The organism is Nitrospirillum goiasense (assembly GCF_034427435.1).
Lineage (GTDB): Bacteria > Pseudomonadota > Alphaproteobacteria > Azospirillales > Azospirillaceae > Nitrospirillum.
Genome location: NZ_JAXQNP010000004.1, coordinates 1,118,178 through 1,144,466, shown reverse-complemented (window position 1 = coordinate 1,144,466; position 26,289 = coordinate 1,118,178). Strand labels below are relative to the sequence as shown.

General features: G+C 65.0%; 18 protein-coding genes. 12 read left to right on the top strand and 6 right to left on the bottom strand.

The features are described 5' to 3' along the window. Positions 1–14 precede the first annotated feature (14 nt). Entirely contained in the window at positions 15–311 is a 297-nt protein-coding gene (locus tag ULB03_RS26725; RefSeq protein ID WP_322486118.1) for an ArsR/SmtB family transcription factor, read from the bottom strand. Between the two features lie 146 nt (positions 312–457). On the opposite strand from ULB03_RS26725, the gene ULB03_RS26720 reads away from it, so the two are divergent. The 7 genes from ULB03_RS26720 (at position 458) to ULB03_RS26690 (ending at position 8,858) form a co-directional block, all read left to right on the top strand. Beyond that, positions 458–1,204, top strand: a complete 747-nt coding sequence (locus tag ULB03_RS26720) for a glucose 1-dehydrogenase (protein ID WP_322486117.1) — start codon at positions 458–460, stop codon at positions 1,202–1,204. Between the two features lie 46 nt (positions 1,205–1,250). Continuing rightward, the gene (vapB, locus tag ULB03_RS26715) at positions 1,251–1,604 is read left to right on the top strand and encodes a type II toxin-antitoxin system VapB family antitoxin (RefSeq protein WP_322486116.1); all 354 of its coding nucleotides are present in this window, start codon (positions 1,251–1,253) and stop codon (positions 1,602–1,604) included. Position 1,605: 1 nt separating this feature from the next. Further along, positions 1,606–2,013: a type II toxin-antitoxin system tRNA(fMet)-specific endonuclease VapC gene (vapC, locus tag ULB03_RS26710; RefSeq protein WP_322486115.1), complete on the top strand. Its 408-nt coding sequence runs from the start codon at positions 1,606–1,608 to the stop codon at positions 2,011–2,013. Between the two features lie 469 nt (positions 2,014–2,482). Then, positions 2,483–3,688, top strand: a complete 1,206-nt coding sequence (locus tag ULB03_RS26705) for an ABC-three component system protein (protein ID WP_322486114.1) — start codon at positions 2,483–2,485, stop codon at positions 3,686–3,688. Further along, entirely contained in the window at positions 3,685–4,185 is a 501-nt protein-coding gene (locus tag ULB03_RS26700) for an ABC-three component system middle component 5 (protein WP_322486113.1), read from the top strand. The genes ULB03_RS26705 and ULB03_RS26700 overlap by 4 nt, the downstream gene beginning before the upstream one ends. After that, entirely contained in the window at positions 4,182–6,083 is a 1,902-nt protein-coding gene (locus ULB03_RS26695; RefSeq protein ID WP_322486112.1) for an AAA family ATPase, read from the top strand. Before ULB03_RS26700 ends, ULB03_RS26695 begins: the two co-directional genes overlap by 4 nt. A gap of 186 nt (positions 6,084–6,269) precedes the next feature. Continuing rightward, positions 6,270–8,858 (top strand): sulfite reductase flavoprotein subunit alpha, encoded by a 2,589-nt coding sequence (locus ULB03_RS26690; protein ID WP_322486111.1) that lies wholly within the window; start codon positions 6,270–6,272, stop codon positions 8,856–8,858. 160 nt (positions 8,859–9,018) lie between these two features. Here ULB03_RS26690 and ULB03_RS26685 read toward each other — a convergent pair whose 3' ends face one another. Further along, positions 9,019–10,134: a LacI family DNA-binding transcriptional regulator gene (locus ULB03_RS26685; RefSeq protein WP_322486110.1), complete on the bottom strand. Its 1,116-nt coding sequence runs from the start codon at positions 10,132–10,134 to the stop codon at positions 9,019–9,021. A gap of 630 nt (positions 10,135–10,764) precedes the next feature. On the opposite strand from ULB03_RS26685, the gene ULB03_RS26680 reads away from it, so the two are divergent. The 4 genes from ULB03_RS26680 (at position 10,765) to pgmB (ending at position 17,929) form a co-directional block, all read left to right on the top strand. Then, positions 10,765–13,221 (top strand): TonB-dependent receptor, encoded by a 2,457-nt coding sequence (locus ULB03_RS26680; RefSeq protein WP_322486109.1) that lies wholly within the window; start codon positions 10,765–10,767, stop codon positions 13,219–13,221. A gap of 121 nt (positions 13,222–13,342) precedes the next feature. Further along, on the top strand, positions 13,343–14,803 hold the full coding sequence (locus ULB03_RS26675) for an MFS transporter (RefSeq protein ID WP_416211196.1): 1,461 nt from the start codon (positions 13,343–13,345) through the stop codon (positions 14,801–14,803). A gap of 104 nt (positions 14,804–14,907) precedes the next feature. Next, complete coding sequence (locus ULB03_RS26670) at positions 14,908–17,298, top strand: glycoside hydrolase family 65 protein (RefSeq protein WP_322486108.1); 2,391 nt, start codon at positions 14,908–14,910, stop codon at positions 17,296–17,298. Further along, on the top strand, positions 17,285–17,929 hold the full coding sequence (pgmB, locus tag ULB03_RS26665; RefSeq protein ID WP_322486107.1) for a beta-phosphoglucomutase: 645 nt from the start codon (positions 17,285–17,287) through the stop codon (positions 17,927–17,929). Before ULB03_RS26670 ends, pgmB begins: the two co-directional genes overlap by 14 nt. 46 nt (positions 17,930–17,975) lie before the next feature. Here the strand turns inward: pgmB and ULB03_RS26660 are convergent, their stop codons facing one another. The 4 genes from ULB03_RS26660 to ULB03_RS26645 all read right to left on the bottom strand — a co-directional run bounded on the left by ULB03_RS26660 (position 17,976) and on the right by ULB03_RS26645 (position 24,335). Next, a complete protein-coding gene (locus tag ULB03_RS26660) occupies positions 17,976–19,946 on the bottom strand; it encodes a RiPP maturation radical SAM C-methyltransferase (RefSeq protein WP_322486106.1) in 1,971 nt (656 codons plus the stop codon). Between the two features lie 142 nt (positions 19,947–20,088). Beyond that, the gene (locus ULB03_RS26655; protein WP_145731909.1) at positions 20,089–20,337 is read right to left on the bottom strand and encodes an Os1348 family NHLP clan protein; all 249 of its coding nucleotides are present in this window, start codon (positions 20,335–20,337) and stop codon (positions 20,089–20,091) included. A gap of 111 nt (positions 20,338–20,448) precedes the next feature. After that, positions 20,449–22,413 (bottom strand): sensor histidine kinase, encoded by a 1,965-nt coding sequence (locus ULB03_RS26650; RefSeq protein WP_322486105.1) that lies wholly within the window; start codon positions 22,411–22,413, stop codon positions 20,449–20,451. A 227-nt stretch (positions 22,414–22,640) separates the two neighbouring features. Continuing rightward, positions 22,641–24,335, bottom strand: a complete 1,695-nt coding sequence (locus ULB03_RS26645; protein ID WP_322486104.1) for an ABC transporter substrate-binding protein — start codon at positions 24,333–24,335, stop codon at positions 22,641–22,643. 201 nt (positions 24,336–24,536) lie between these two features. Between ULB03_RS26645 and ULB03_RS26640 the strand changes: the two genes are divergently transcribed. Beyond that, entirely contained in the window at positions 24,537–26,111 is a 1,575-nt protein-coding gene (locus ULB03_RS26640; RefSeq protein WP_322486103.1) for an SAM-dependent methyltransferase, read from the top strand. Positions 26,112–26,289 lie beyond the last annotated feature (178 nt).

Below are 26,289 nucleotides of genomic sequence, written 5' to 3'. Positions count from 1 at the left end.
CGGTGGTGGGTTCCCTATGCCCCTGCCTTCGCGTAGGCGCTCAGGATCGCCGCCATAAGCCCCGGGAAGCGCTGGTCCACCTCGGAACAGCGCGAATGGTTGCGCATTTCCACGCCGTGCCGCTCGCACCGGATCAGGCCGGCCTCCCTCAGCACCTTGATGTGGTGGGACAGCGACGATTTGGGGATGGCCTTGTCGCCCACCATCGCGACCTCCGAGCACGCCTGCACACAGCCCTGCCCAGAAATCTGGGTGAAGATCGCCGCGCGCACGGGGTCGGACAGGGCGTGAAGGATGGCTTCCGGTCGCATGTCCGCGACTGCGGGATGGAATAACGGCCTCATGATTTTTTAAATATGAGGGGGCTTGTTGCCAGCTTCAATAGTTCCGATATTCCGAACTATGGGACTATGCCGGCATCCTCCGGCCATCCCCGAAACCGAAGGGAACGGAAAACATGGGAAAGCTTAGCGGTAAGGTCGCCGTGGTGACCGGCGCCTCCAAGGGCATCGGTGCCGGCATCGCCAAGGCGCTGGCGGCGGAAGGGGCCGCCGTGGTGGTCAATTACGCATCCAGCAAGGCCGGCGCGGACGCGGTGGTCCAGGCGATCACGGCGGCGGGCGGCAAGGCCATCGCCGTGCAGGGTGACGTCACCAAGGCGGACCAGGCACACGGCCTGATCGACGCGGCGGTCAAGGAATTCGGCCGCCTGGACATCCTGGTCAACAACTCCGGCGTTTACGAATTCGCCGCCATCGGGGAGGTGACGGAGGAACACTACCGCCGCATCTTCGACGTCAACGTGCTGGGCCTGCTGCTGACCACCCAGGCGGCCGCCAAGCACCTGGGCGAAGGGGGCAGCGTCATCAACATCTCCTCCGCCGTCACCAGCCTGTTCGTGCCGAACTCGGCCGTCTATACCGGGACCAAGGGCGCGGTGGACGCCATCACCGGCGTGCTGGCCAATGAACTGGGCCCGCGCAAAATCCGCGTCAACGCCATCAATCCCGGCATCGTCGAGACCGAAGGCACGCACACCGCCGGGTTCGTCGGCTCCGACTTCGAGCAAGGCATCGTGGCGCAGACCCCGCTGGGCCGCACGGGCCAGCCGGACGACATCGCGGCCATCGCCGTCTTCCTCGCCTCCGACGACGCCCGCTGGCTGACCGGCGAACGCCTGACCGCCAGCGGCGGCCTGCGCTGAGCGGCACGCCCGCTTCCCGTCGTGTGCTCCCCATTTGGGGGAGCACATGCGGGAAGATTGGGGCGGTCAGCGACCCGGCGTCCCAATCCAGGCCGCCGCAAGGCTGGACGTATATCCATTTGACATATCCGGACCAAGGATATACAGTTTGTATATCCCGGCGGCGAGGATGCTTATGACCAGGACGACGACCCTTTTCCTGAGCAACCGCTCACAGGCCTTGCGTTTGCCCAGGGACGTTGCGTTTCCTGACGGTGTGCGAGAGGTGACGATCATTCGTGATGGGCCGCGGCGCATCATCGTTCCAGCGGCGGCGGTATGGGACGATTTCTTCGCGGAACCCGGCGTTGACCTGCCCGACCGGGAACAGCCCGCCCTGCAGGAGCGTGAAAGCTTCTGACATGCTGCGCTTCATGCTCGACACCAATTTGTGCATCCGCGTCCTCCGGGATCGCCCCGCCGGGCTTAGGGAGCGGTTTAACGCTGAAGCGGCCTCGCTCTGCATCTCCTCCGTGACACTGGCCGAATTGCTCTATGACGCGGAGAAATCCGCCAAGCCGATCGAGACCCGAAACCAGGTCGAGGCGTTTGCGGCACGGCTGGAGGTCCTGCCGTTCAATGAGCGGGCAGCGGCGCACTACGGCAACATTCGCGCCGACCTCGAACAAAAGGGCCGCGTCATCGGCCCCTACGACCTGATGATCGCCGGACATGCACGCAGCCTGGGCCTTGTCGTGATCACAGGAAATCTCGACGAGTTCCGCCGTGTGGATGGCCTGCTGTCGGAGGACTGGCTCAGTCCCGCCTAAACAGGTTGGGGGATTTGAACGTGAAGGAGCGGCGATACGCGCGATGGTGCGCCGACCGTGAAACTCCGACTGATCATAAGGTGAAGAAAGCGGGTCGGCGCCGGCAGCAGCCCACAAGCCCCCTGTGGGGGACGCATAAGGTGAGAATAGTGGGCTAGGCGCGGGCCGGCAATGCTCAGGTAAGCTAGCTGCATTTCCTGAGCAAAGCTTCACCCAATTTTTATGCGGAAAGCGACTGTCCTGACATTATGGTTTGAAAATGCCGCCTCTGTCAGCTTTGCGCCCATCTCCGTCATTCTGCGCTAGCGGTGCCGGTTCCAAAGACTGCGATTCGCCAGCCAGTCAATTAACATGCTTGTCACGGCAAGGTGAGCGGCCCACAAGCGAGAATTTACTTTCTATATGCCGCCTATTACGCGATATTATCGGAGAGGTAAGCGGCTAGATAGTTCAAGGTTGCGTTGGCAGGATGTCATCTTTCACATTTGAACTGATCGCAGGAGGCACGGGGTCTTTCGATGTGATCTTCATCCATGGGCTCTCGGGGAATCCGAAGGGGACATGGACCTGCGCAACCGCAACCGATCCCGCCGATGCGTATTGGCCCCTATGGGTCGCGCAGGATGTCGGGATGGCAAACGTATATGCACTCGGATATCCGGCAGAGCTTTTCGCGAAATGGATCGAGGAGAGCATGTCGCTCTACGAACGCGCGAAGGCCGTACTTGAATATCTCGCCGGGCAGAATTTCGGGTCGCGCCCGATCGCTGTGATCGCGCATAGCCTCGGCGGCCTTCTGGCTAAGCAAATCATTCGCACTGGCTTGGAATCCGAAGATCCCGACTGGCAGGAAATTGCCAAAAGCATCAAATTCGTCGCATTTTTGGCCACCCCCCATTCCGGTTCGAGCCTCGCGTCGGTGCTCGGCTTCGTCGCGACCAAGTTAATCTCGAAGAACATCGAGACACTGAAAGCAGGCAGCACGCTGCTAGACGAGCTCAACCAATTCTACCGGACGCTAGCCAGCAAGCAGGGAATTGCGACTATCGCTTACTATGAGATGTTTAAGACCAAGGGCGTGCATGTCGTCACCAAAGAGAGCGCGGATCCTGGCGTTGGTGGTGTCAACCCAATACCGATTGACGCAGACCATGCGACGATTTGTAAGCCAGTAGATCGCAACGCACCGATTTATCGCAGCGTTCTGCGCCATCTCAAGAAATTGGCAGATGGCTGTCCGCAACCGGCTAGCCTGGCCGCCGGGAACGAGCCCGACGCTTTCTTTGCAACCGAGGACTATAGCACCAAGTCCACGGATCGACGTGACCTGCTTGAGAAGCTAGCCGCTGCGAACCGCGAGCACGAATATCGCATCGCCAATGAGGCGCAGAACAAGTTCGCGCAATCCTATATGAAGCTTGGCTTACACGCGGCAGCCAGGGAAGCGAACGACAATCTTCTCAGTGAAGTGCAGCAGCGTTTCGAGACGCATGTCTACCTCGCACAGATCTGCAAGGGTGCCTCGGATAAAGCAATATCAAACGCAATTCAGATCGAAGTAGTCGACGCCTTGGTTAACAAATATGGGAGCAGCCATAGGTTGCGCGCCAAAACCGTAATTGATGCCATGTATTTTCTCACAGAACAGTGCCATCTGCGATGGGACCCAGAATGAAACTGCGCTTATGGTATCCGCAACTTGACGTTTACGACACGGTTAGGCGTATGCTCGGCTTGCTGATAGCTTGGCCCAACCAGGATCTAACCTTAGAGCGACTTTATATCTCGGACTTCTATTTAGCCAATCCGCCGCTACTGCATAAAACGCATATGCCCTTGGAGATCCGCAAGGAATTCCAGGCATTGTCAATCGTGAAACCCGAGAAGGGATTCCTGAGTTTCCCCTCTCCCCAGATGCTTTTCGCCAAGATGGAGCCGGTGCAAAAGGAAGCGCTGCGCACCCTGGTCGGCAAGGGTTTCGTGGCCCTTGAGGCGTTAAGAGCCGGTAAGGTCGTCGCTGACGAAAAACTCGCCCAAGTTGGTGATACGGTCGTCATGAGCTCGGACGAACGCCGCGTTGTCGGCTTCCTGACGAACGCCTTCGCGGGAATCGGCGCAGGCGTGCCTGGAGAGCTTCGCCTTGCCACTAGCTTGCGGAGACCAGGCACATGAGCTTCAGCCTTCTCACTCTCAAACGCCTGTGCATCTTTTCGCACGCCCGTCCGGTGTACGACCAGCAATTCCATCAGGGCGTGAACATCATCCGCGGCGATAATGGCTCTGGCAAGTCAACAATTGCTGATTTCATCTTTTACGTGCTCGGCGGCGAATTCGACGAGTGGAAGGAAAAGGCCAGTCTCTGCACCGAAGTTCGTGCGGAAGTCGCGACTACCTCAGGGCCCTTGACGCTGCGCCGGTTAATCGGAACCAAGCAGGAACCGATAACCGTATTTTTCGGCCCGATGGCAAACGCAATCAACAGCCCGATCGAAGGCTGGGAGCGTTATCCAATCCGACGCAATACCGACAAGCAACTCGGCTTCTCACAGGTGCTGTTCCGGGCCTGCGGCATTCCTGAGGCACCGACAATCGAAGGCGGCAACGTCACGGCGCATCAGATCCTGCGCTTGCTATATTCTGACCAGCGCACGCCCGCGCCCCGACTGTTCCGCTTCGAACGCTTCGACACAAGCAACATGCGGACCGCTGTCGGCGATTTGCTTTTGGGTGCTAATACCTATGACCTCTATGTTGCCCAGCTTGAGCTTCGCAACGCCAAAAAGGTTCTTGAAGACCGCCAAGCGAAGCTCACTTCGCTGCTCGCTGCCATCCCAGGTCAATATGGCTCGATGAACGCGGTTGAACTCGCCGGCCGCATCACCGCGCTCGAGCAAGAGCGTGATCGCGTCATCGAGCAGATCGCAGCAGTTGACGAAGCCGCTCCCGGCGATGTCGATAAGGAATTCGAAGATCGCCGCAACCAAGCCCTTCGAGACATTCGTCGTGCCCGAAGCGAAGTCCGGCAGCTCGAAGAAAGCGTCGAAAAGCTCGAACTCGAAATTTCCGATCTGAATACGTTTTTGGACTATCTTGAGCAGACTATGGAGAAGGTCAACGCCTCCTCGTCGATTGCCGGCGTCCTAGGATCAATCGACTTTGCATACTGCCCCGCGTGCCTGGAGCCACTCGAGGGTCATACCGGAACGTCGCAGTGCGTGTTGTGTTCGAAGCCTGTCGACCCCGAGCGCGAGGGCGCGCGCTACCTGGAGATCAAGCTCGACATCTCGATGCAGCTGCGCGAGTCCCGTCAAATTCTCGAAGCAAAAGAGGCGGAGCGCCAGAAAGACGGCGCGGAGCTAAAGAGCGCGCGACATGAACTGCGTAGGCGGAACCTCGAGTTCCGCTCCGCCTTCGAACTTGCCGGATCGCCAAGAGACGCCAAGCTCGCGGAGCTCAACAATCGAATTGGTCAAATCGGGCAGGAGATCACCTATCTAGGCTCCATCCGCGAACTTGCCGAGCGCGTCGCCAAGCTGATTGCGGAACGAGATGCGGCCAATAATGAAGTCGATCGTCTGAATACAGTGATTACGCGCCTCAGTTCTGCTAGCTACGGACGCATCAGCGAAGCGATGAGCATGGTTAGCGCCCGGGCCAAGTCACTTCTCAAGCAGGACCTGAAGCGGCAGGAGGAATTCACTGATCCAGGGATGGTGACGGTCGATTTTGCCGATGATGCGGTTCTGGTCGATGGCAAGATGAACTTCGCCGAGAGCAGCAATGTCGTCCTAAAGAATGCCGCGATTCTCGCACTGCTCGGCGCGGCTGCGGAGGACGAGAACTTCTGGCACCCACGCCTCGTGCTAATGGACAATGTCGAAGACAAAGGTATGGAACAGCAGCGCAGTCACAATTTTCAAAAGATCATCGTCAACCTATCCCAGAAAGCTCGGCTTCCCCATCAAATCATCTTCACTACTTCCATGCCAAATCCTGATCTTGATATGGAGAAATTCACAATTGGGCCGCGTTACACCGAACAGAATCGCACTCTTAATTTCGGGATCTAAATCTCGCTCAATTTTAATATCGGATATCATATAATTTCTGGTTTAGCGCCAGCAATGCGCTTTGGCCGTGGTGAACAGCGGCTTACCCCCACCCAACGCCCCTTCCCAACCCTCCGTCCGCCCGCTATAAGAGTTGCGAGTGATTTGCAATAGCGGGCGGTGGGACGTCGCCCGGGGGACGTGACCGTGACCAGCGTGACCAGAGACCAGGCCGGCGGCGATGCCGGGGCCAGCCAGAGCAGCCGCGCGGCCATCGAGGTGGGGCGATTGTTCGGCGGGGGCGCCAACCGGGCGGGCGGGATCACCGGGCGGTGGGTGGTCTATCAACTGCACTGGCTGCTGGGCATCACGCTGGGCTTCGTCCTGGCGCTCATGGGCATCACCGGCGCCACCATGAGCTTCGAGGACCAGATCATGCGGGCCTTGAGCCCCGGCGTGGTCACGGTGGCGCCGCGCGCGGCGCCGGTGCTGACGCCCGACGCGCTGCTGGCCCAGGTGCGGGCGCAGCGGCCGGAGACGCGGGTGGAGGCGGTGTTCCTGTCCGCCCGCACGGATGAGGCGGCGCGCGTGCTGTTCGCCGGCGGGATGGGTGGCAACCGGGGGGAGCGCGCCTATGTCGACCCCTATGACGGCACGGTGCTGGGCCGCGCCACGGGGGAGGAGTTCTTCGCCTTCGTCCGGCGGCTGCACCGCTGGCTGGCCCTGCCCGGCAACGGCGACGGCATGGGCCGGCAGATCACGGGGGCAGCGGTCATGGCCCTGCTGTTCTTCTGCGCCTCGGGCCTGTACCTGCGCTGGCCCCGCCGGCCGCTGGACGCGCGGGCCTGGCTGGCGCTGGACACGGGGGCCAAGGGCCGCGCCTTCCTGTGGTCACTGCATGCCGTCATCGGCACCTGGGTGCTGCTGGTCTATCTGGTCATCGGCCTGACCGGGCTGTGGTGGTCCTATGACTGGTATCGCGACGGCGCCACCCGCCTGCTGACCGGGCAGCCGCTGCCGGCGCGGGAGGAAGGCCCCCGGGGGGAAAAGGGCGGGGGCAAGCGGGGGGGTGGCGGCGCCATGGGGGGCACCGGCGAGGTGGCACCCGTTTCCATCGACACCGCCTGGGCCGCCTTCCTGGCGCGGGAGGGGGACCGGTACGCCACGGCGCTGGTGAGCGTGCCGGGCAAGCCGGGTGCCCCGGTGCGCGTGCGCTATCGCCCCGTGGGCGCGCCGGCGGACCAGCCGTTCGATGAAATGGCGCTGGACGGCGCCACCGGGGCGGTGACCTCGGAAAGCCATTTCGCCGACAAGGCGCTGGGCGCCCGGCTGCTGGCCGGGGTGCTGACCCTGCACCGGGGCACCTATTTCGGCACCGGGGGCGCCGTGGTGTTCATGGCGGCGGCGGCGGCCATGCCCCTGTTCGCCATCACCGGCCTGCTGATGTACCTGGACCGCCGCCGCAAGAAGAAGGCGGCGCGGGTAGCGCGCACCGGGATGCAGGTTGGGGCCCTGGATGGGACCGCAGGTCCGCTGGCGTTCGCCGCCGCCGACACCACCCTGACCATCGCCTATGCCAGCCAGACAGGCACGGCGGAGCAATTGGCCTGGCACACCGCCGGCGTGCTGCGCGATGGCGGCCGGACGCCCCAGGTGCTGCCCCTGGCCAAGCTGGACCTGACGGCCCTGCGCGGCCGCCTGCTGGTGGTGGCCAGCACCTATGGCGAGGGGGAGCCGCCGGACGACGCCCGCGCCTTCGCCAGGAAGCGCATGGCGGCCCCCGCCGATCTGGCCGGGGTGGACTTCGCCGTGCTGGCCCTGGGCGACCGGCAGTATGAGACCTTCTGCGGCTTTGGCCGCGCGGTGGACCGCTGGCTGGGCGAGAGCGGCGCCACCCGCCTGTTCGCCCCGGTGCTGGTGGACGACACCGACGCGGACGCCCTGCGCCAGTGGCAGGAGCAGCTGCGCGGCATTGGCGCCAGCATGGCACCCGACTGGACGCCGGAAGCCTATGGCCGCTGGCGCCTGGCGGAGCGCCGCCTGCTGAACCCCGGCAGCCCGGGCGGCCCCGCCTATCACCTGTCGCTGGAACCGCTGGACCATCCCATGCCCGTCTGGGCCGCCGGCGACATCGCGCAAATCCTGCCCGGCAACGACACCGGCGCCCACCACCGCGACTATTCCATCGCCAGCCTGCCGGCGGAGGGCCGCGTGGAATTGCTGGTGCGCCAGCAGACGCGCCCCGACGGCACGCTGGGCCTGGGTTCCGGCTGGCTGACGGCCGGCGCGGCGCTGGGGGGCGAGGTGCGGATGCGCCTGCGCGCCAACCCCGGCTTCCACGCCCCGGCCGGCCCGGTGCCCCATTCGGCGCCCCATTCGGCGCCCCATCCGACGCCAATGATCCTGATCGGCGCGGGCACCGGCCTGGCCGGCCTGCGCGGCCACCTGAAGCACCGCCGGGCCCTGGGCCTGGGCGACGCCTGGCTGCTGTTCGGGGAGCGGCATGCCGCCACCGACGCCTGGCATGCCGAAGAGATCGCGGCCTGGCAGGCGGACGGCACCCTGGCCCGCGTCGACCTGGTTTATTCCCGCGACGGCCAGGGTTATGTCCAGGATCGCCTGGCGGCCCAGGGCGACACGGTGCGGGCATGGGTGGACCGGGGCGCCGCCATCTATGTCTGCGGCAGCCTGGAAGGCATGGCGCCGGGCGTGGACCGCGCGCTGGAAGCCATCCTGGGCCGCGACCGCCTGGACGCCCTGGGGGCCGAGGGGCGGTATCGGCGGGATGTTTATTGAGGTCCTACGGTTCCCAAATAACGTTCCACAGGCGATGAACCACTCATCGCCTGTTAGGCCCCGACCGGGGCCGCCGGAGGTTTCCGGGGAGCGTCAGCGGACTGGAAACCGAGGACAGCCAATGGCGCGGACGCGCCTGCCGGCGCCTGAGGAACACGCGTCACGTCGCCCTGACCACCAGCCGCGTCGGCAGGATCAGCGACCCCGGCCGCTCCCCGTTGATGAGCGCCAGCACGCTCTGCGCCAGGCGCACCCCGCCCTCCGTCCAGTTCTGGTGGACCGAGGTCAGGGCCGGGGTGTTGAAGGCGGCCATGGGGGTGTCGTCATAGCCGATGACGGACACGTCGTCCGGCACGGTCAGCTTCGCCTCCGTCAGGGCACGCATGGCGCCCAGCGCGATGGCGTCGCTGCAGGCGAAGATGCCGTCGAAACCGCCCGGGGTAGTGGCCAGCAGGCCCCGCACCGCCGCCACGCCGGCGTTGAAGGTGAAGTCGCAGGGCGCCAGCGCCACCAGCGCCGCCCCGGCGGCGGCCAACGTCTGGGTGAAGCCGTGCAGGCGTTCCGCGTTCTCGCGGTGGTGGGTGTCACCCAGGAAGACCAGGCGGCGGCGTCCCGTCTCAAGCAAGCGGGCGGCGGCCAGCGCCCCGCCCTGGTGGTTGTCGCTGCCCACGAAGACGGGCGCCGTGGCCCCTGAACCCATGTCGGGCTGCGGCGCACCCCACACCACCAGCGGCACGCCCATAGGCAGCAGTTGGCGCACGGCGGTATCGTCCGCCCCCTGGCCCAGCAGGATGGCGCCATCGGCCGCCTGCACCGCCGCCGCCGGCTGTGACGGCCCGGTGGTCAGCAGCACGTTGTACCCCGCGACCGTCAGTTCCTGGCAGATGCCGCCCAGCAGGTCCAAGGGGAAGGGGCCGGACATGGGGCGCTCGGGCGACGGCGTCATGTCCACCACCACGGCGATGGTGTGGCTGCGCTGCAGGCGCAGGTTCCGCGCCGTGGCGTTGAAGCGATAGCCCATCTCACGCGCCAGTTCCTGGATGCGGCGGCGCGTATCCTCGCGCACGGCGGGGCTGTCGCGCAGGGCCCGCGACACGGTGATGATGGACACCTGCGCCTTGGCCGCCAGGTCGGCCATGGTCAGCCGACCGGCGTCCGCCTGCAGGCCACCGTCCGCGGCGTCCCCATCCGGCAGGGTTGGGGCCGGTGCCGGGGCCGGGGCCGGGGATGGGGATGGCGGCGCCGGGCGGGCTGATTTGGCGGGGCGCGGGCTCATAAGCGGTTCCGAAACCAGGAAAGACGGGAGGCCGGTGGAGGGGCACACCTGCGGAAGACTGTTCCATAGCCGGGCACCGCTTGCCAAGCCGGGGCTGCTGCGCGGGAACCCGAGTCGCGCCATCCCTTCCCCTGGGATGGACGTTCCAGCCCATAGAATCCCCTATACCGGGAAAGGGTTCTGGGACGCCGCACCGCACCAGTCGGCTGTGTCGCCACCGCTGTAGGCGTAGCAGGGAATGACATCGATAACAACACCAGCGGCGCATCTACCGCCCGATGTCCGGGTGCGAGGGCCTGAAATGCCAAGGATTTAAGATAGGGGTCGCCGTTCTCGGCCAGCTTGCTGCGCTTGCGAAGCGCAATCGCAGCAACGGATACAGACGTGCGGGACGGGTCCACACCCCCTTCCCGGCCGTCACCGGCAAAATGATATCGATGTCTTGTTATCGATGTCATCCGATGTTATCGAAGCGTCATTCAAGCAAGGGTGGCAGGCGATCCCTCAAGGACGCGCCATCCCGATAAGAAGCCTTGGGTCAGGGCGCGACGGGGCGAGCCAGTCCAAGTCACGGGTCACACCAAGACATAAGGGGAGGGAAGAATGTCATATCCTCACAGGATAGGTGCGTTGTTGGGCGGCGTCGCGTTGGCCGCCCTGCTGATGCCGGCCGTGGGCCTGGCGCAAACGGCGACCACCACAGCCGCGAACACCACACCGGCGCCGCAGGCGGCGGGCAACGGCGCCGTGGAGGAACTGCAGGAAATCATCGTCACCGGCACCGCGCGCAGCGACGGCATGAAAAAGCTGGACGCCAGCTTCGCCATCAGCACCATCAAGGCCGAGGACATCGTCGCCCAGCAGCCCAACGGCACCGCCGACCTGCTGAAGCTGACGCCCGGCCTGTGGGTGGAATCGACCAGCGGCACGGCCGGCCCCAACATCGACGTGCGCGGGTTCCCCGGCGGCGGCGACGCGCCCTTCATCACCATGCAGATCGACGGGTCGCCCATCTATCCGGCCCCCACCCTGTCCTTCATGGACAACTCCACCCTGATCCGCCTGGATGACACGGTGGAGCGGGTGGAGGTGCTGCGCGGCGGCCCGGCCACCGTCTTTTCCAACGCCCAGCCGGGCGCCACGGTGAACTTCATCCAGCGCAAGGGCACGGACACGCCGGAAGGCAGCATCCGCCTGACCGTGGGGGATGAGGGGCTGTACCGCGTCGACACCTATTACGGCGGCCCCATCACCAAGGACCTGAACTTCATGGTCGGCGGCTTCTACCGCTATAACGAGGGCATCCGCAGCACCCAGTTCCCCGCCGACGACGGCGGCCAGGTGGTGGCCAACATCACCAAGAAGTTCGACAATGGCGAGTTCACGTTCTACGGCCGCCGCACGGACGACAAGAACGCCTTCTACACCGCCATCCCGCTGGTCAGCAGCAACGGCGGCAAGGACATCTCCGCCTTCCCCGGCACCGATCCGGGCACCTTCAGCCTGTACAGCAACGACGTCCGCAACGTCACCATCGAGACCGGCCCCGGCCAGTCCAAGAACCTGGACATCGGCGACGGCCGCGGCATCCAGCTGACCACCCTGGGCAACACCCTGGATCTGGACCTGAAGGGCTGGCAGCTCAGCAACAAGATGAATTTCGTCACCGGCCGGGCCTTCACCCAGTCGGAATTCACAGGCTCGAACCCCGAGACGCTGGGCCAGTTCATCAGCGACACCGTGACCTCGGCCAACGCCAACGCCGCCGTGGTGGCGGCGGCCGGCGGCATCGCCACCGGCGGCTCGGCCAAGATCGTCGGGTCGGGTGCTGCCCTGACCAACATGAACCAGCAGGTCATCGCCGTGGGCATGTGGTCGGTGGACAAGCGCATCCAGTCCTTCACCGACGACGCGCGCCTCAGCCATGAGCTGTTCCCCGGCAACACCCTGACGGTGGGCGCCTATTTCGCCCAGTATTCGTCCAAGGACCAGTGGTACCTGGGCAACAACTACCTGCTGACCATGACCAACCACCCGCAGGCGGTGGACGTGGTGCTGAACAACGGCGCCAAGGCCTCACGCGGGGGGCTGACCTCCGGTTCCTTCTACGCGCTGGACGCCAGCTACGACGGCACCGCCGTGGCCGGCTTCATCTCCGACGAATGGAAGATCACGCCGGACCTGCGCCTGGACGCCGGTTTCCGCATGGAACACCAGAGCATCAACGGCACGATCAGCAACGACAGCACCGGCGATTTGGATAACAACCCGCTGACGCTGTACGACAACGCCGCCAGCTACACCAACGGAACCTATTACGGCGTCAGCTCGCACCGGACGGAGCCGTCGTGGACCGTGGGCGCCAACTATTACCTGACCGACGACCTCAGCGTGTACGCCCGCGTCAACAGCGGGCATGAGTTCCCGCAGTTCGACGCCCTGCGCGGCGGCGATTACCAGATGGTCAACATCCAGCAGCAGGAAGTGGGCCTGAAGACCTCGTCGCACTACTACAGCGCCTACGTCACCGGCTTCCACAACACCTTCTCCGGCCTGCTGTACCAGGCGGAGGTGGTGAATCCCGACGGCAGCGGCAGCCTGATCAACGAGATCTATGGGTCGGAAGCCTGGGGTGCGGAGTTTGAACTGGCGGTGCGGCCCGTCACCAACCTGACGGTCAGCTTCCGTGGCACCTATCTGGATGCCAAGTACCAGGACAACCCCAGCTTCAACGGCAACCAGGTGCTGCGCCAGCCCAAGTTCCAGTTCTCCATCGCGCCGTCGTACGAGATCCCGCTGGATTGGGCCAGCCTGCGCCTGTTCGGCACCTACACCCATGTGGGCGATCGCTATGGCGACCCGAACAACCAGCAGCCGCTGCCGGCCTACGACACCCTGGACCTGGGCGTCTCGGCCGAGTTCGACCGCTATACCGTGCAGTTGACCGGCACCAACCTGACGAACGAACTGGGCATCACCGAGGGCAACGCCCGCGTGGTCGGGTCCGGCACCAGCAGCGGCGGCGTCTTCCTGGGCCGCCCGCTGTTCGGCCGGTCCATCCACCTGAGCGCCGCGGCCAAATTCTGACCCCGTGACCAGCATGGGGCCGTCGCCCCGAAGACGGCCCCTGGGGATGGGCGGGCTTGGCCCCGATCCTCGCCCGTCCATCCTCCCTTTTCCTTCGGCCTGTAGTGAAGGTGACCTGCCCGTGTCCAACACCGCCGCCATCGCCACATCGTCCCCCGCCCTGACGGAAACCGACATCCCGGCCCGCCTGGACCGCCTGCCCTGGGGGCGGTTCCACAGCCTGGTGGTGGCCGCCCTGGGCATCACCTGGGTGCTGGACGGGCTGGAGGTGACGCTGGCCGGCGCCGTGGCCGGCGCCATGAAGGAAAGCCCGTCGCTGGCCCTGAACAACGCCCAGGTTTCGGCCGCCAGCAGCGCCTATCTCATCGGCTGCGTGCTGGGCGGCCTCTTCTTCGGCTGGCTGACCGACAAGCTGGGTCGCAAGAAGCTGTTCAGCATCACGCTGCTGGTCTACCTGACCGCCACCGCCGCCACCGCCTTCAGCTGGGATTTCACCAGCCTGCTGCTGTTCCGCTTCATCACCGGGGCCGGCATCGGCGGCGAATACGTGGCCATCAATTCCACCATCCAGGAGCTGATCCCCGCCCGCGCCCGCGGCTGGGTCACCCTGGTGATCAACGGCAGCTATTGGCTGGGCGCCGCCTTGGGCGCCGTCGGGTCCGTGGTGCTGCTGGACCCGCATCTGCTGGGGCCGGACATGGGCTGGCGCGCCAGCTTCTTCACCGGCGCCGTGCTGGGCCTGTTCATCCTGCTGCTGCGCCGCGCCATCCCGGAAAGCCCGCGCTGGCTGATGACCCATGGCCGCGTGCAGGAGGGGGAGGCGATCGTCGCCCGCATCGAGGCCGGCATCCGGGCGCGGGGCCACACCCTGCCCCCCGCCGGCCCGCCCGTGTGCCTGCGCGAGCTGCGCACCGTGTCGACCGCCGCCGTGGCCCGGTCGCTGCTGCGCGACTATGGCCGGCGCACGGTGCTGGGCCTGGCGCTGATGACGGCCCAGGCCTTCTTCTACAACGCCATCTTCTTCACCGAGGCCCTGGTCCTGACCTCATTCTTCGGCGTGCCGTCCAACGATGTCGGCTGGTACATCCTGCCCTTCGCGGCCGGCAACTTCCTGGGGCCCCTGATCATCGGCCGCTTCTTCGACACCATCGGCCGCGTGCCCATGATCGCCGGCACCTATGCCCTATCGGGCGTGCTGCTGATCGGCACCGGCATCCTGTTCCAGCAGGGCCTGCTGACCGCCACCACCATCACCCTGGCGTGGAGCGTCATCTTCTTCTTCGCCTCGGCCGCCGCCAGCTCAGCCTATCTGACGGTCAGCGAGTGCTTCCCGCTGGAAATCCGCGCCGTGGCCATCTCGCTGTTCTTCGCCTTCGGTACCGGCTTGGGCGGCGTCTGCGGCCCGCTGGTGTTCGGCGCCCTGATCGACACCGGTTCGCGCACCAACGTGCTGTGGGGCTACGTCCTGGGTGCCGGCCTGATGATCGCCGCCGCCATCACCGAACTAGTGCTGGGCGTCAAGGCGGAGGGCCGGTCGCTGGAAGACGTGGCCGCCCCGCTGTCCTCCACCCCCACCTCTTGAGCCGCCGACGGAACCAAAGGGCCAATGCCCGAGTTAACTCCATCCCCCGGCCGACCCAAACATCCCGACCCGAACTTCCCGATCAAAACCACGTGGATCAGCCCGTGACAGCCTCCCTCCCCCTCGTCCCCGTCGCCCCGTCCGCCACCGACCCCTGGGTGGTCATCGCCCGGGGCGACAGCCCGGCGGCGCTGAAATGCACCGAATCCCTGTTCACGCTGGGCAACGGCTTCATCGGCGTGCGCGGCGGCGTGGAGGAGGATGCGCGCTCCACCGCCCCGGTCGTGCATCTGAACGGCGTCTATGAAGTCACGCCCATCACCTATCATGAGAAGGCGCCGGGCTTCGCCGAAGCCAGCGACACCCGCATCCCGGTTCCGGATGGCACCCTGATCGGCCTGACCATCGAGGGCGAGCCGCTGGACCTGTCCACCGGCACCGTGCTGGCGCACCACCGCTGGCTGGATCTCCGCACCGGCGTCCTGCACCGCAGCTTACGCTGGCGCTCCCCCGCCGGCCGCACCGTGCGCCTGGCGACCGAGCGCCTGGTGGTGGAGGACCATCCCGGCCCCGTCGTCATCCAGTACCAGGTAACGGCGGAGGACTTCACGGCGGAGGTGGTGGTGGATTCCTGCCTGGCCCCGCACCAGCCGCCGGCGGCGGACGCGGGTGGCGTGCATGACCCCCGCGTCGGCCCGCAACTGGCGGCCTTGGCCTTCCGCCGCTGGATCATGGAGGACGGCGTCGACGGCATGGTGCTGCGCACCGGCCGCAGCCGCCAGGGGGTGGCCGTGGTCATGTCCCATGACGTGACCCTCACCGGCGACGGCCCCGTTCTGGTGAACAGCCTGCGCGACCAAGGCATCGTCAGCCATACCGTGCGCGCCACCCTGGCGCCCGGCTCTGTCCTGACATTGGTGAAGAGTGTCGCCTATGCCGCCGATAAGGGCGTGGACGGTAGCCCCGCCGATGACGACGCGCTGGCCGCCACCGCCGCCGCGGCGTTGCGCCAGGCGACCGCCATCGGCCTGCCCGGCCTGCGCCAAGCCCGGGCCCAGGCCCTGCAGGACTTCTGGCTGTCCTCCGACATCGCCATCGACGGCGCGCCGCAGCTTGAGCGCGCGGTGCGCTTCAACCTGTTCCAATTGCTGCAGGGCGCGGGGCGCGACGGCCTGACCTCCGTCGGCGCCAAGGGGCAGAGCGGCGAAGGCTATGAAGGCCATTACTTCTGGGACGCCGAGATCTTCGCCCTGCCGGTGCTGATCTACACCCGGCCGGCCGTGGCCCGCGCCATCCTGGAATACCGCCACCGCACCCTGGATGGCGCCCGCGCCCATGCGCGCGCCATGGGCCACCGCAGGGGCGCCCTGTACCCCTGGCGCACCATCGGCGGGGCGGAATGCTCAGCCTATTTCCCCGCCGGATCGGCGCAGTACCACATCAACGCCGACATCGCCCATGCCGTGCGCCAGTACATGGACGCCAGCGGCGACGACGATTTCCTGGTACGGCACGGCGCCGAAATCCTGTTCGAGACGGCGCGCCTGTGGCTGGACATGGGACACTACAATCCCCGCCGCGGCGGCCGGTTCTGCATCCATGAGGTGACGGGGCCGGACGAATACACGGCCATGGTGGACAACAACCTGTACACCAACGCCATGGCCCAGGCGCACCTGGAGTACGCGGCCGATGTGGCCGCACGCCTGGGCCGGGAGAAGCCGGAGGCGTTCGCCCGCATCGCCGCCGCCATCGGCCTGGGTGCCGAGGAGGCGGAGGGCTGGGGCCAAGCGGCGGCGGCCATGTACCTGCCTTATGACGAGGCCAGCGGCCTCTACCCCCAGGACGACAGCTTCCTGGACAAGAAGCCCTGGGATTTCGCCGGCACGCCCGCCAACCACCACCCGCTGCTGATGCACTATCACCCCCTGGTGCTGTATCGCCACCAGGTGTGCAAGCAGGCGGACGCCGTGCTGGCCTTCTGCCTGCTGCCCCATCGCTTCGAGCCGGAGGCCGTGCGCCGGTCCTTCGCCTTCTATGAGGCGGTGACGGTGCATGACAGCACCCTGTCGGCGGGGGTGTTCGCCCTGCTGGCGGCGCGGCTGGGCCAGATGGACAAGGCCCTGGCCTATTTCAAGGACACCGCCCTGGTCGACCTGGACGACCTGCACCACAACACCGGCCACGGCCTGCACATGGCGGCCATGGCCGGCAGCTGGATGGCCCTGGTCCAGGGCTTCGCCGGGCTGCACGCCCTGGGCGGCACCCTGCGCTTCACCCCCACCCTGCCCCCGGGCTGGACCGGCTATCGCTTCCGCCTGGAATTCCGGGGCAACCGCATCGAGGTCGCCGTCGGTTGCGACGCCGCAACCAGCTATCGCCTGCTCGCCGGCCCCGGCCTGGCGCTGAGCCACCATGGCCAGGTGGCCCACCTGACGCCGGCGGCCCCGGAACAGACCTTGCCGACGGAGGGCGCCCGCCATGCCACGCTTTGACGCCGTGCTGTTCGACCTGGACGGGGTTCTGGCCGACACCGCCCACATCCACTTCGCCGCCTGGCGCCGCCTGGGGGAGGAGCTGGGTATCCACCTGGAACCCGCGTTCGAGGAGAAGCTGAAGGGCGTCGACCGCATGGGGTCGCTTGAGCTGATTCTGGCCCACGGCGGCGTCAAGCGGACGGCGGAGGAGAAGCGGGTGCTGGCCGACCGCAAGAATGGCTATTACACTGCCGCCATCGCCGAGCAGACGCCCGACGACCTCCTGCCCGGCGCCCGCCGGGTGCTGGAGGAGGCGCGCGACGCCGGGCTGAAGATCGCGCTGGCCTCCGCCAGCCGCAACGCCCCGCCCCTGCTGGAACAGTTGGGCATCGCCCCCCTGTTCGACGCCATCGCCGACCCGGCGGCGGTCAAGGCGCCCAAGCCCGCGCCGGACCTGTTCCTGGAGGCGGCCCGCCTGGTGGGGGTGGCGCCGGAGCGCTGCCTGGGCATCGAGGATTCGGTGGCCGGCATCATCAGCATCAAGGATGCCGGCATGGTGGCGGTGGGCATCGGCGACCCCACCGTCCTGACCCGGGCCGATTACGTGGTGCCCACGACCGCGCAGCTCCACATCGGCGATTTCCTGTAGCGGGCCACCCTATCCTTACCGCGTGGGGGCACCACCTTGGGGGCGATCAGGCCACCGGCTCCGGCACGCGCGCCGCCGCCTGCTGGGCATGGTGGAAATAGGACCGCCCCCAGGAGGTGCGGATCTCCTCATGCCGGGGGGCGCGGGCGAAGCCCGGCTGGCGCAGCGGCAGGGCCAACAGCTCATCACCCTCGCGCAGCAGCAGGTCCAGCCGCTCCAGCCCGGCCACCGCCGCCGTGACGGCCTCCGCGCCGAAGCGGGGCGCCAGCAAGGTCAGCAGGGGCCCCGCCCCCTGGATTTCCGCGCAGGCCGCCAGCACCGCCGTGGCCACGGCATCCAGCTCATGGCGGCGGGGCGGGCCGGCGCGCCCATCCTCCACCACCGCCATTACACCGGGCGCCCCTCCATCGGACACCGGGGTCAGGGTCAGCGTCGCCTCCCCCGTGCGCCAGAGATCCAGTTGGGCCGCCAGGGCGGCGTGCGCCGCCGCCAGGTCTTCGTCCGGCCGCTCCGGCACCATGTCGAAATGATAGGCCAGGCGCGCCAAGCTGTCGGCGTCATGCGGGTAGATGTGGGCGTAGCCCGGCACCGGCTGGATGGTGACGCCGAAGGCCGCGGGATCGTTGAAGTACGGGCTGAACCGGTCGGCACGCACCCGGTGGAAACCGCCGGGCGGGTGCAGGTGGGTGATCTTGGGCACCACCGCGGCCGCCGCGCGATAGTGGTCCGCCGTCTCGCCCGGGAAGCCGTACAGGTGGGACCAGTCCACCAGCACGCCGGCCTCCGCCGCCAGGCGCAGGGTCTGGACGTTGCGCAGCAGGGTGGTGCCCTTGCGCATCAGGGCCAGCACGGGGGTGCTGAGGGATTCAACGCCCGGCTGGATCTTGCGCACGCCGGCCTGGCCCAGCAGGGCCAGTTGGCCCGCCCGCAGGTTGGCCTTGACCTCGTAATGCAGCAGCAGCGGCCGGTCCAGCGCCGCCAGGCGCGGCAGGAAGTCGCCGAAGTAGCGGCTGTCCAGGATGTTGTCGACCACCATGATCTCGCGCCCGAAGCGGTCGGCCACGGCGGTCAATTCGGCATAGGCGCGGTCCTGGCTTTTGCTGCGGTAGGCCATGCCCAGGCCGTTCAGGCCACAGAAGGTGCAATGGTGCTTCTGCCCCCACCAGCAGCCGCGCGCGCTCTCGAACAACGGGAAGGCGGGGAAGCGTTCCGCCACCGCCGGCAGGCGGGCGCGGTCGGCATAGAAATCGGCGTAGTCCAGGGCCGGCAGGCTGTCCATGTCGGTGATCATGCCGGCGGGCACGGTGGCGGGGACGGTGGCGCCGTCCGGCCCGCGCACCGTGGTGCCCGGCAAACCGTCCAGGGCCAGCCCAGCGGCGTGGCGCCGCAGCAGCTCGGGCAGCACCTCCTCCGCCTCACCCCCGACGACGACGTCGATGGAGGGATAGCGGCGGTGCAGTTCCACCCCCATCTCATCGCTGCAATTGGCGCCGCCGAAGACGATGAGGATATGGGGATACGCCGCCTTGATGCGCCGGGCCAGGGCCAGGGACGCCATGGTCTGCTGGAAGGAGGTGGAGAAGCCGACGACGGCATAGCGTGACCAGTCGACCAGGCCGAAGCAATGGTCGATGAAGCCGGGCGCCTTGGTGCGGGCCGTCAGGATGCCCATCAGGCGCGGCGCGCTGAAATAGCGGCCGTAATCCCCTGTCATGAGGCCGTTCAGGAAGGTGAAGGGCTCCGCCTGCGGCGTGTCATGGGCGGCCCCGGCAAACACCCAATCCCCCACCATGGCCAGGAAATAGCGGGCGTCCTCGACCGCGGCGTAGGCGTCGAACCCGATGTAGTCCGCGAAATCCAGATAGAAATGCCGGATATCCGCCGCCATGCCCTGCCGGGCCAGCGCGCCCTTCAACAGGGACAGGCCGATGACGGGATAATGCAGGGCGGCAACAGGCATGGCCACCAGCAAGGTGCGGCCGACACCGCGTTCAGTCGCCGCCGACGCAAACTTCATATTTGTCGGTTCCGGATAAAGCGGAAAACGCGCCCTTTCGGCTTTGGCGAAAGGGCGCGCTGACCTTAAATCTCACTGGTAACGTCCCATCGGACATCACAACTCTAGAGATATTTCAGAAATGGATACTTCTGATCAGTAATTAATACCAGACGTCCGGCAGCGGATTCGAGGCAATATGAGCGGCCAGATCATCAGCGGCATTGCCAAATGCTTGATCTCCAAGCTTGGCAAAAAACGCCAGAGCCTCTGCAGAGGCCTTGTAGCCCAGAATGGCCAGCGTCCCCTTGGGATCAGCCAACAATTGCTTACGGAAGCCCGGCTCCAGCAGGGCACGCCCCAGAACCTTCTGCACATCCTCGGGCGTCATTTCGGTCAGAAATTGAGTCATAAATCCCCCATTTTCTCGGTGTGAATACTAAACCTGCCGCGCCCAGGCGCTTAGCCTATTCCTGTGATGCGCAAATTTATAAGCGGAAAATATTATAAGTTTTATAGAATATCAACTATCGAGAGATGGGATGCGCAAGGTCACCCGTGTCCCTTGCCCCTGGGTACTTTCAACCACCAGGGAGCCATTCAGCCGCTGCGTCACTTGATTGAACGCCACATGCAGGCCCAAACCGGGATGTCCACTGCCCCGGGCGGTCGTGAAAAACGGGTCGCAAATATGCGGCAAAGCATCGGCAGGAATACCGACGCCATTATCCGCGATGGTGATGACCGCACCACCATCACTGGCGGCGGTGGCGGATAAAATGACGTGACCGCCCTGATCCGACGCGAAGGCGTGATCAATGGTGTTCGCCATGACGCGGGTCAGGGCGTCCGTCAGCGACTCCCCCACCGTCCTGACAACCAAGGCATCCGCCACCACGAAGTCCAAGCGTATCGCGGCCCTGTCCAGAGCCGGGCGGAATAGCGTCACCACATCGGAAAGCAAAACGGAAAGGTCCGTTTCCAGCGCCCGGCTGTCCACCTGGTCAACGGCGACGGCGGAAAAGCTTTTGACGAGCGCCGCTGTTCTCACGGCATTGCGCTCCACCACGGTGGCGAGGTCCGCCCATTCGGCGATTCCCTGTTCCAGGGCCGCCCGCGTCAGCCGCCCGCCCGCGATGGCATCGCGCAGATCCGTGACCCCACCGTACAGGCTGCCGGCTGCTGTCAACACCACCCCGAGGGGGGTGTTGATCTCATGGGCAACCCCGGCGACCAATCGGCCCAGGGACGCCATTTTTTCCTGCTGAACCAGCTTGTCCTGCGCGGTCCGCAGTTCAGATAAGGTGGCCTCCAAGTCACGGTATGATCGCGCATTGGCTATGGCTATGGCGGCGTAGGCGCACGCGGAGCGCAGGATTTCAAGTGTGCGCGGACCATAGGCGTCGACATCATGGCTTTGCACGGTGATCAGGCCCAGCACCTTGCCGGAAACCACCAGCGGGCGCCATACCGCCGCCCGCATCTGGGTACCATCGATGGTACCCACCACATCCGTTATCCAGGCCGCCACATCATCGCCGACCGTGACTACCTCAGTCGCCAGCTTCATGGCGCGGACCGCCGGTTCGGTGCCCCCCCGGGCGGACCGGGAAAAGGCAGGCAGCGCACGTCCGTTCAGGACAAAATGCTCGAACACGATGTCGCGACCATCGCCCGAAAGCCGCGCAACACCAAACGCATCCATGGGAATGAGACCGCATAGATGCTGATGTAGGGCCTCGTGCACCTCGGCCAGATCCAACGACGCGGTGAGCGCCAAGCCCGCGTCGCCCAATTGACGCAAGACATCGGCCGATGCCGCGAGGTCGTCGTTGGCTTGGCGCAGTTCCGCCGTACGCGCCTCAACCTGTTGACGCAACATTTCGGAACTGATGCGCAAATGCTGCTGATAACGACCGATCAACCACGCCAGCAAAGCGATGCCCAGCATCACCGCCACGGCGGAGTAAAGAAAGGTCCGGATCGTCCTTTCCGCTTGGCGCGTCGCCTCCGCCGCCTGGCCTTGGGCATCCTTGCTGGTTTCAGCGACGATGCTGGTCAATTCCCCTTGGACGCGGTTAAAAACTTCGCCGAAGGGTTCGATGAAACTGACCGTGCTGGCGAAATCAATCCCGAGCATGGACCCCACCCAGGCCACCGCGCTCTTGTAATCGGCAAGGTTGCGCAGAATTTCATCCAGGCGATCCCGTTGCGCGGGCGTGGCATAAACGTCCCGGTAAGACCTCAGATCACTGGTTAGATTGTCGACCTGTGCTGTAATTGCCGCTAATTCCGCGTCGACATCCACCCCTTGTCGTCCGGCAGACTTCACGGCAAGGAGGCGATTGAAGCGGGCATTGACGCTTTGGACGCGTGTGTTGATATCGGCCAGCTTGACGCTGCCGGCCAAGTTCCGATCAACAATCTGGTCAATGGCGCCGGTTAGACGGTGAAGTGTGCGCTCCCCGGTTCCGAACAGGGATATCATCAGAAGCCCAGCCGCCAGCACAGGCGCCAGAATCCTTAGCCCACTGCGTAAATATTCAATCAACCGCGGAGAGGACGCGACGGCAGCGTTACGCCCCCACCCCTTTATCCCGTCGTTCCGCACCAATTCTCCCAACCCGCCACCCGTAAGAAATGTATGACGTGCCCATTCCTAGCCAAGCAATGGTGATAACACCCGCAGGGGATGCATCACAGGGCAAATCGAGGCTACGGCCGTAGTCGCCAGTCTTCGACCGGTGCGGCGGAAAAAGTTCGTGGATTCACGGTGCCCTCAAGACGGTGGTCGGAAAGCGTGATCACGGTGCCGAACCACAGGGGCAGGGCTGGCAACCCTTCGGCGTAAGCTTTCTGCAAATCAACCAGTGCCTCACGGCGACGCTCAACCGCACAGCCCGCAGTGAGCAGGCGATCCATGGCCGCATCGAAGGCTGGCACCTTGATTCCGAAATAGTTGCTGCCCTGCCATCCATTGTCCGCGGTCGGAATCATCCCGGAATGGTACCAATAGCGCGCGACCTCGACGCCCCCAAGCAGCCATTCCGAAAATCCAACCAGGCCCGGGTAGCGCTGCCGGGAATCGACAGCCTCGCCCGTTAGCGAAGGATCCTCGACCAGATCCACCTGCGCGCCCAGGCTATTCCAAGCTTTGGCCAGTTGCGGGGCCAAGTCGATCCATGGCTGGGTCCGCCGGTACCGTATCTCGAACTTGAGGGGTTTGCCGGCAGAGTTGTGGCGATGGCCGTCTTTGCCCTTGATCCAGCCCGCTTCATCCAACAGGCCAGACGCCTTCTGTGGATTGTACGTGTAGCGATCGACGACGGCATAGCCAGGCATGAAGGGGCTAAGAAGACTTTGCGCCACCGTCCCCTTGTTGTCCAACAGCGCGGCGACAAGCGCCTCACGGTCAAGGCCGTACATCAGCGCTTTGCGGACACGCAGGTCGGACAGGATGGGATTGTCGAAATTCGGGCGCAGATGGACCAGGAAATCGCTGGGCGTATAGAAGGCCGTGTATTTGTCAGCCATGTCCTGCGCCAAGCGACGCCCAACATCAAATTCGAGGGTCGTGAAGGTGTCGATCTTGCGGCCACGAACCAAGCTCTCAAGATCAGACTTGTTGGCCGCCACCGTCACAATCACCCCGTCAAAGGCGGGCGACCGCCCGGCCCAGTAGGCGTTTCGGACCAGTCTCAAGGCTTTACCGGACATCCTGCTCAACCGGAAGGGGCCCGAGTAGAGCCCCGGGGTTTCTGGTTTCGTCCGATACAAGGAATGCTCGAAATAGCTCTTCGGATCGGCCTCCCAGATCGCCCCCTCCAGGTGGCTGGGCACGATGGGAGGGACTGTCAAGCGGGTGGCGCAGAGCATGCCGCTATAGACCACCTCAAATGTCCGCACGTCGACGATGCGAACGTCCTTTATATCGGTCGAGCGAGAATCAAGGGCCGCCAAAGCCTGCCCCGCATGATTGATGATTTTCCAAGTAAGGGCGATGTCAGCCGTGGTGATGGCAACGCCATCCGCCCACCTCGCATTCGGGCGAATGACATAGCGGGCGACCGTTTCGACTTTGCCATCAGCCGCCGGCTTGAAGCGCAAGGACCCGTCGACCTCGGTTGGAACGGATACGCAGTACAAGCAGACCGGTCCGCTGGAGCCCTGCTCCAATACCGGGCGATTTAGAAACCGCTTCACCGTGACGTGACCCAACTCGTCACTGGTGAGGGGATGCAGATCGACAGGCCAGCTGCCTATCACAGCGGTTGTTACGACATGCTCCACGTTTTCCGCCGCGTTGATCGGCGAAATGGCCCCGGCCCATGCCATTAAAAATAACAGCGGCGCGATGGCAAGGAGGAGGGGGCGATTCAGCCGCATCCGAAAAAAGCCGGTGTCGAACAATGAAGCGCCCCTGATCTGCGTTTAGGCCAATTTCGGCCACTATGATCCAATTCCCCGCCCGATTGCAAAGGTCCATTAACGTGCCATTGACATTGGACCATTGGCACCGTCGGGGGCCGTTAAACGTGCCGCGCGACACATTGGATCTACCCCATCGGACGGCAGACTGTTAGCTTATCTGCCCGCGTACAAACTCAACCGATGGGGGTATTGATGCCGGACACCAGAATTGCGGATGCACACGCGATCCTGTCTGAAACGAAAGCGAAACAATCCAGTGGCAGCCTGGCTATCGTAGGCACCGGCATTCAGGCGTTGGGGCACCTGACCCGGGAAGCCGAGGGCCATATCCGCCACGCGGACGTCGTGTTCCATTGCATCCGCGATCCGCTGACGCTGGCCGATCTTCATGCCCTGAATCCCAACGTCGTCGACCTCACCACCCTGTACGGCGCCGACAAGCGCCGCAGCCTGACCTATGTGCAAATGGCCGAGGTGATGGTGGCCGAGGTGCGGTCGGGCCGCCGGGTCACGGGCGTGTTCTATGGCCACCCCGGTTTCTACGTCGCGCCCGCCCGCCTGGCGCTGACCTCGGCCAAGGCCGAGGGCTATGACACCTGGCTGCTGCCGGGCGTGTCGTCGCTGGACTATCTGTTCGCCGACCTGCGCGTGGACCCCAGCCAGTCCGGCTACCAGGCCCTGGAGGCCACCGACTTCCTGCTGCGCAACCGGCCGCTGGTGACCAGCGGGCATGTGGTGCTGATGCAGGTGGGCCCCGTGGGCGACCTGTTCCGGCCGGTGACCGACAACCTGGAGCGCCGCGCCATCCTGTTCGAGCGCCTGATCGAGATTTACGGCGCGGATCACCCCTGCGTCGACTATGTCGGGGCCACCCGCCCCGGCCAGAAGCCGGTGCTGCGCCGCCTGAAGCTGGGCGCCTACCGGGACCCGGCCAACCTGAAGCGGCTGAGCAAGGCCAGCACGCTGTACATTCCGCCCAAGGACAGCCTGGACAACGACATGGCCATGGCGGACCGCCTGGGCATCGGTTCCGTGGTGGGCAAGCCCCTGCCCGCCCCGACCGAACCGCAGGCCCCCATCACCCTGGTGCCCTCCACGCCGCCCGCCATGTCCGCGGCCTATTTCAAGGCCATGCAGCAGATCGCCCTGGACCCGAAATCGGCCCAGGCCTTCCGCGCCGACCCAGTGCAGTATGTCACCAGCTTTGGCGCGCTGAACGCGGATGAACAGAGCTGGGTAGCAGCCCTGGCGAAGCCCACCGTGCCGGTCGTTCCCGTTGTGAAGCTCGCCGCCACGGTTGAGGACGTTCAGGAGCAGAACGTCTCTGTCGAGGACGTCCAGGAACAGAACGTCTCCGTCGAGGACGTCCAGGAGCAGAACGTCTCCGTCGAGGACGTCCAGGAGCAGAACGTCTCCGTCGAGGATGTCCAGGAGCAGAACGTCTCCGTCGAGGATGTCCAGGAGCAGAATGTCTCTGTCGAGGACGTCCAGGAGCAGAATGTCTCCGTCGAGGACGTCCAGGAGCAGAACGTCTCCGTCGAGGACGTCCAGGAGCAGAACGTCTCCGTCGAGGACGTCCAGGAGCAGAACGTCTCCGTCGAGGACGTCCAGGAGCAAAACGTCTCCGTCGAGGACGTCCAGGAGCAAAACGTCTCCGTCGAGGATGTCCAGGAGCAGAACGTCTCCGTCGAGGACGTCCAGGAGCAAAACGTCTCCGTCGAGGATGTCCAGGAGCAGAACGTTTCGGCTGAATAAAAGCTGGTGAAATTGCTGCGGGGTCTTGGCAAAAAGTCTGGATACGGCATCGTATCGGTCTAGCCAGCCAAGGCCCCGTCTTCACCGGGAGGCGCTCATCGCGATGAATGGATCAATGGTCACGCTGACACCATGGTTCGACGTGTAAGTGAGCCCCATGTACGACTTGTCAGGGAAA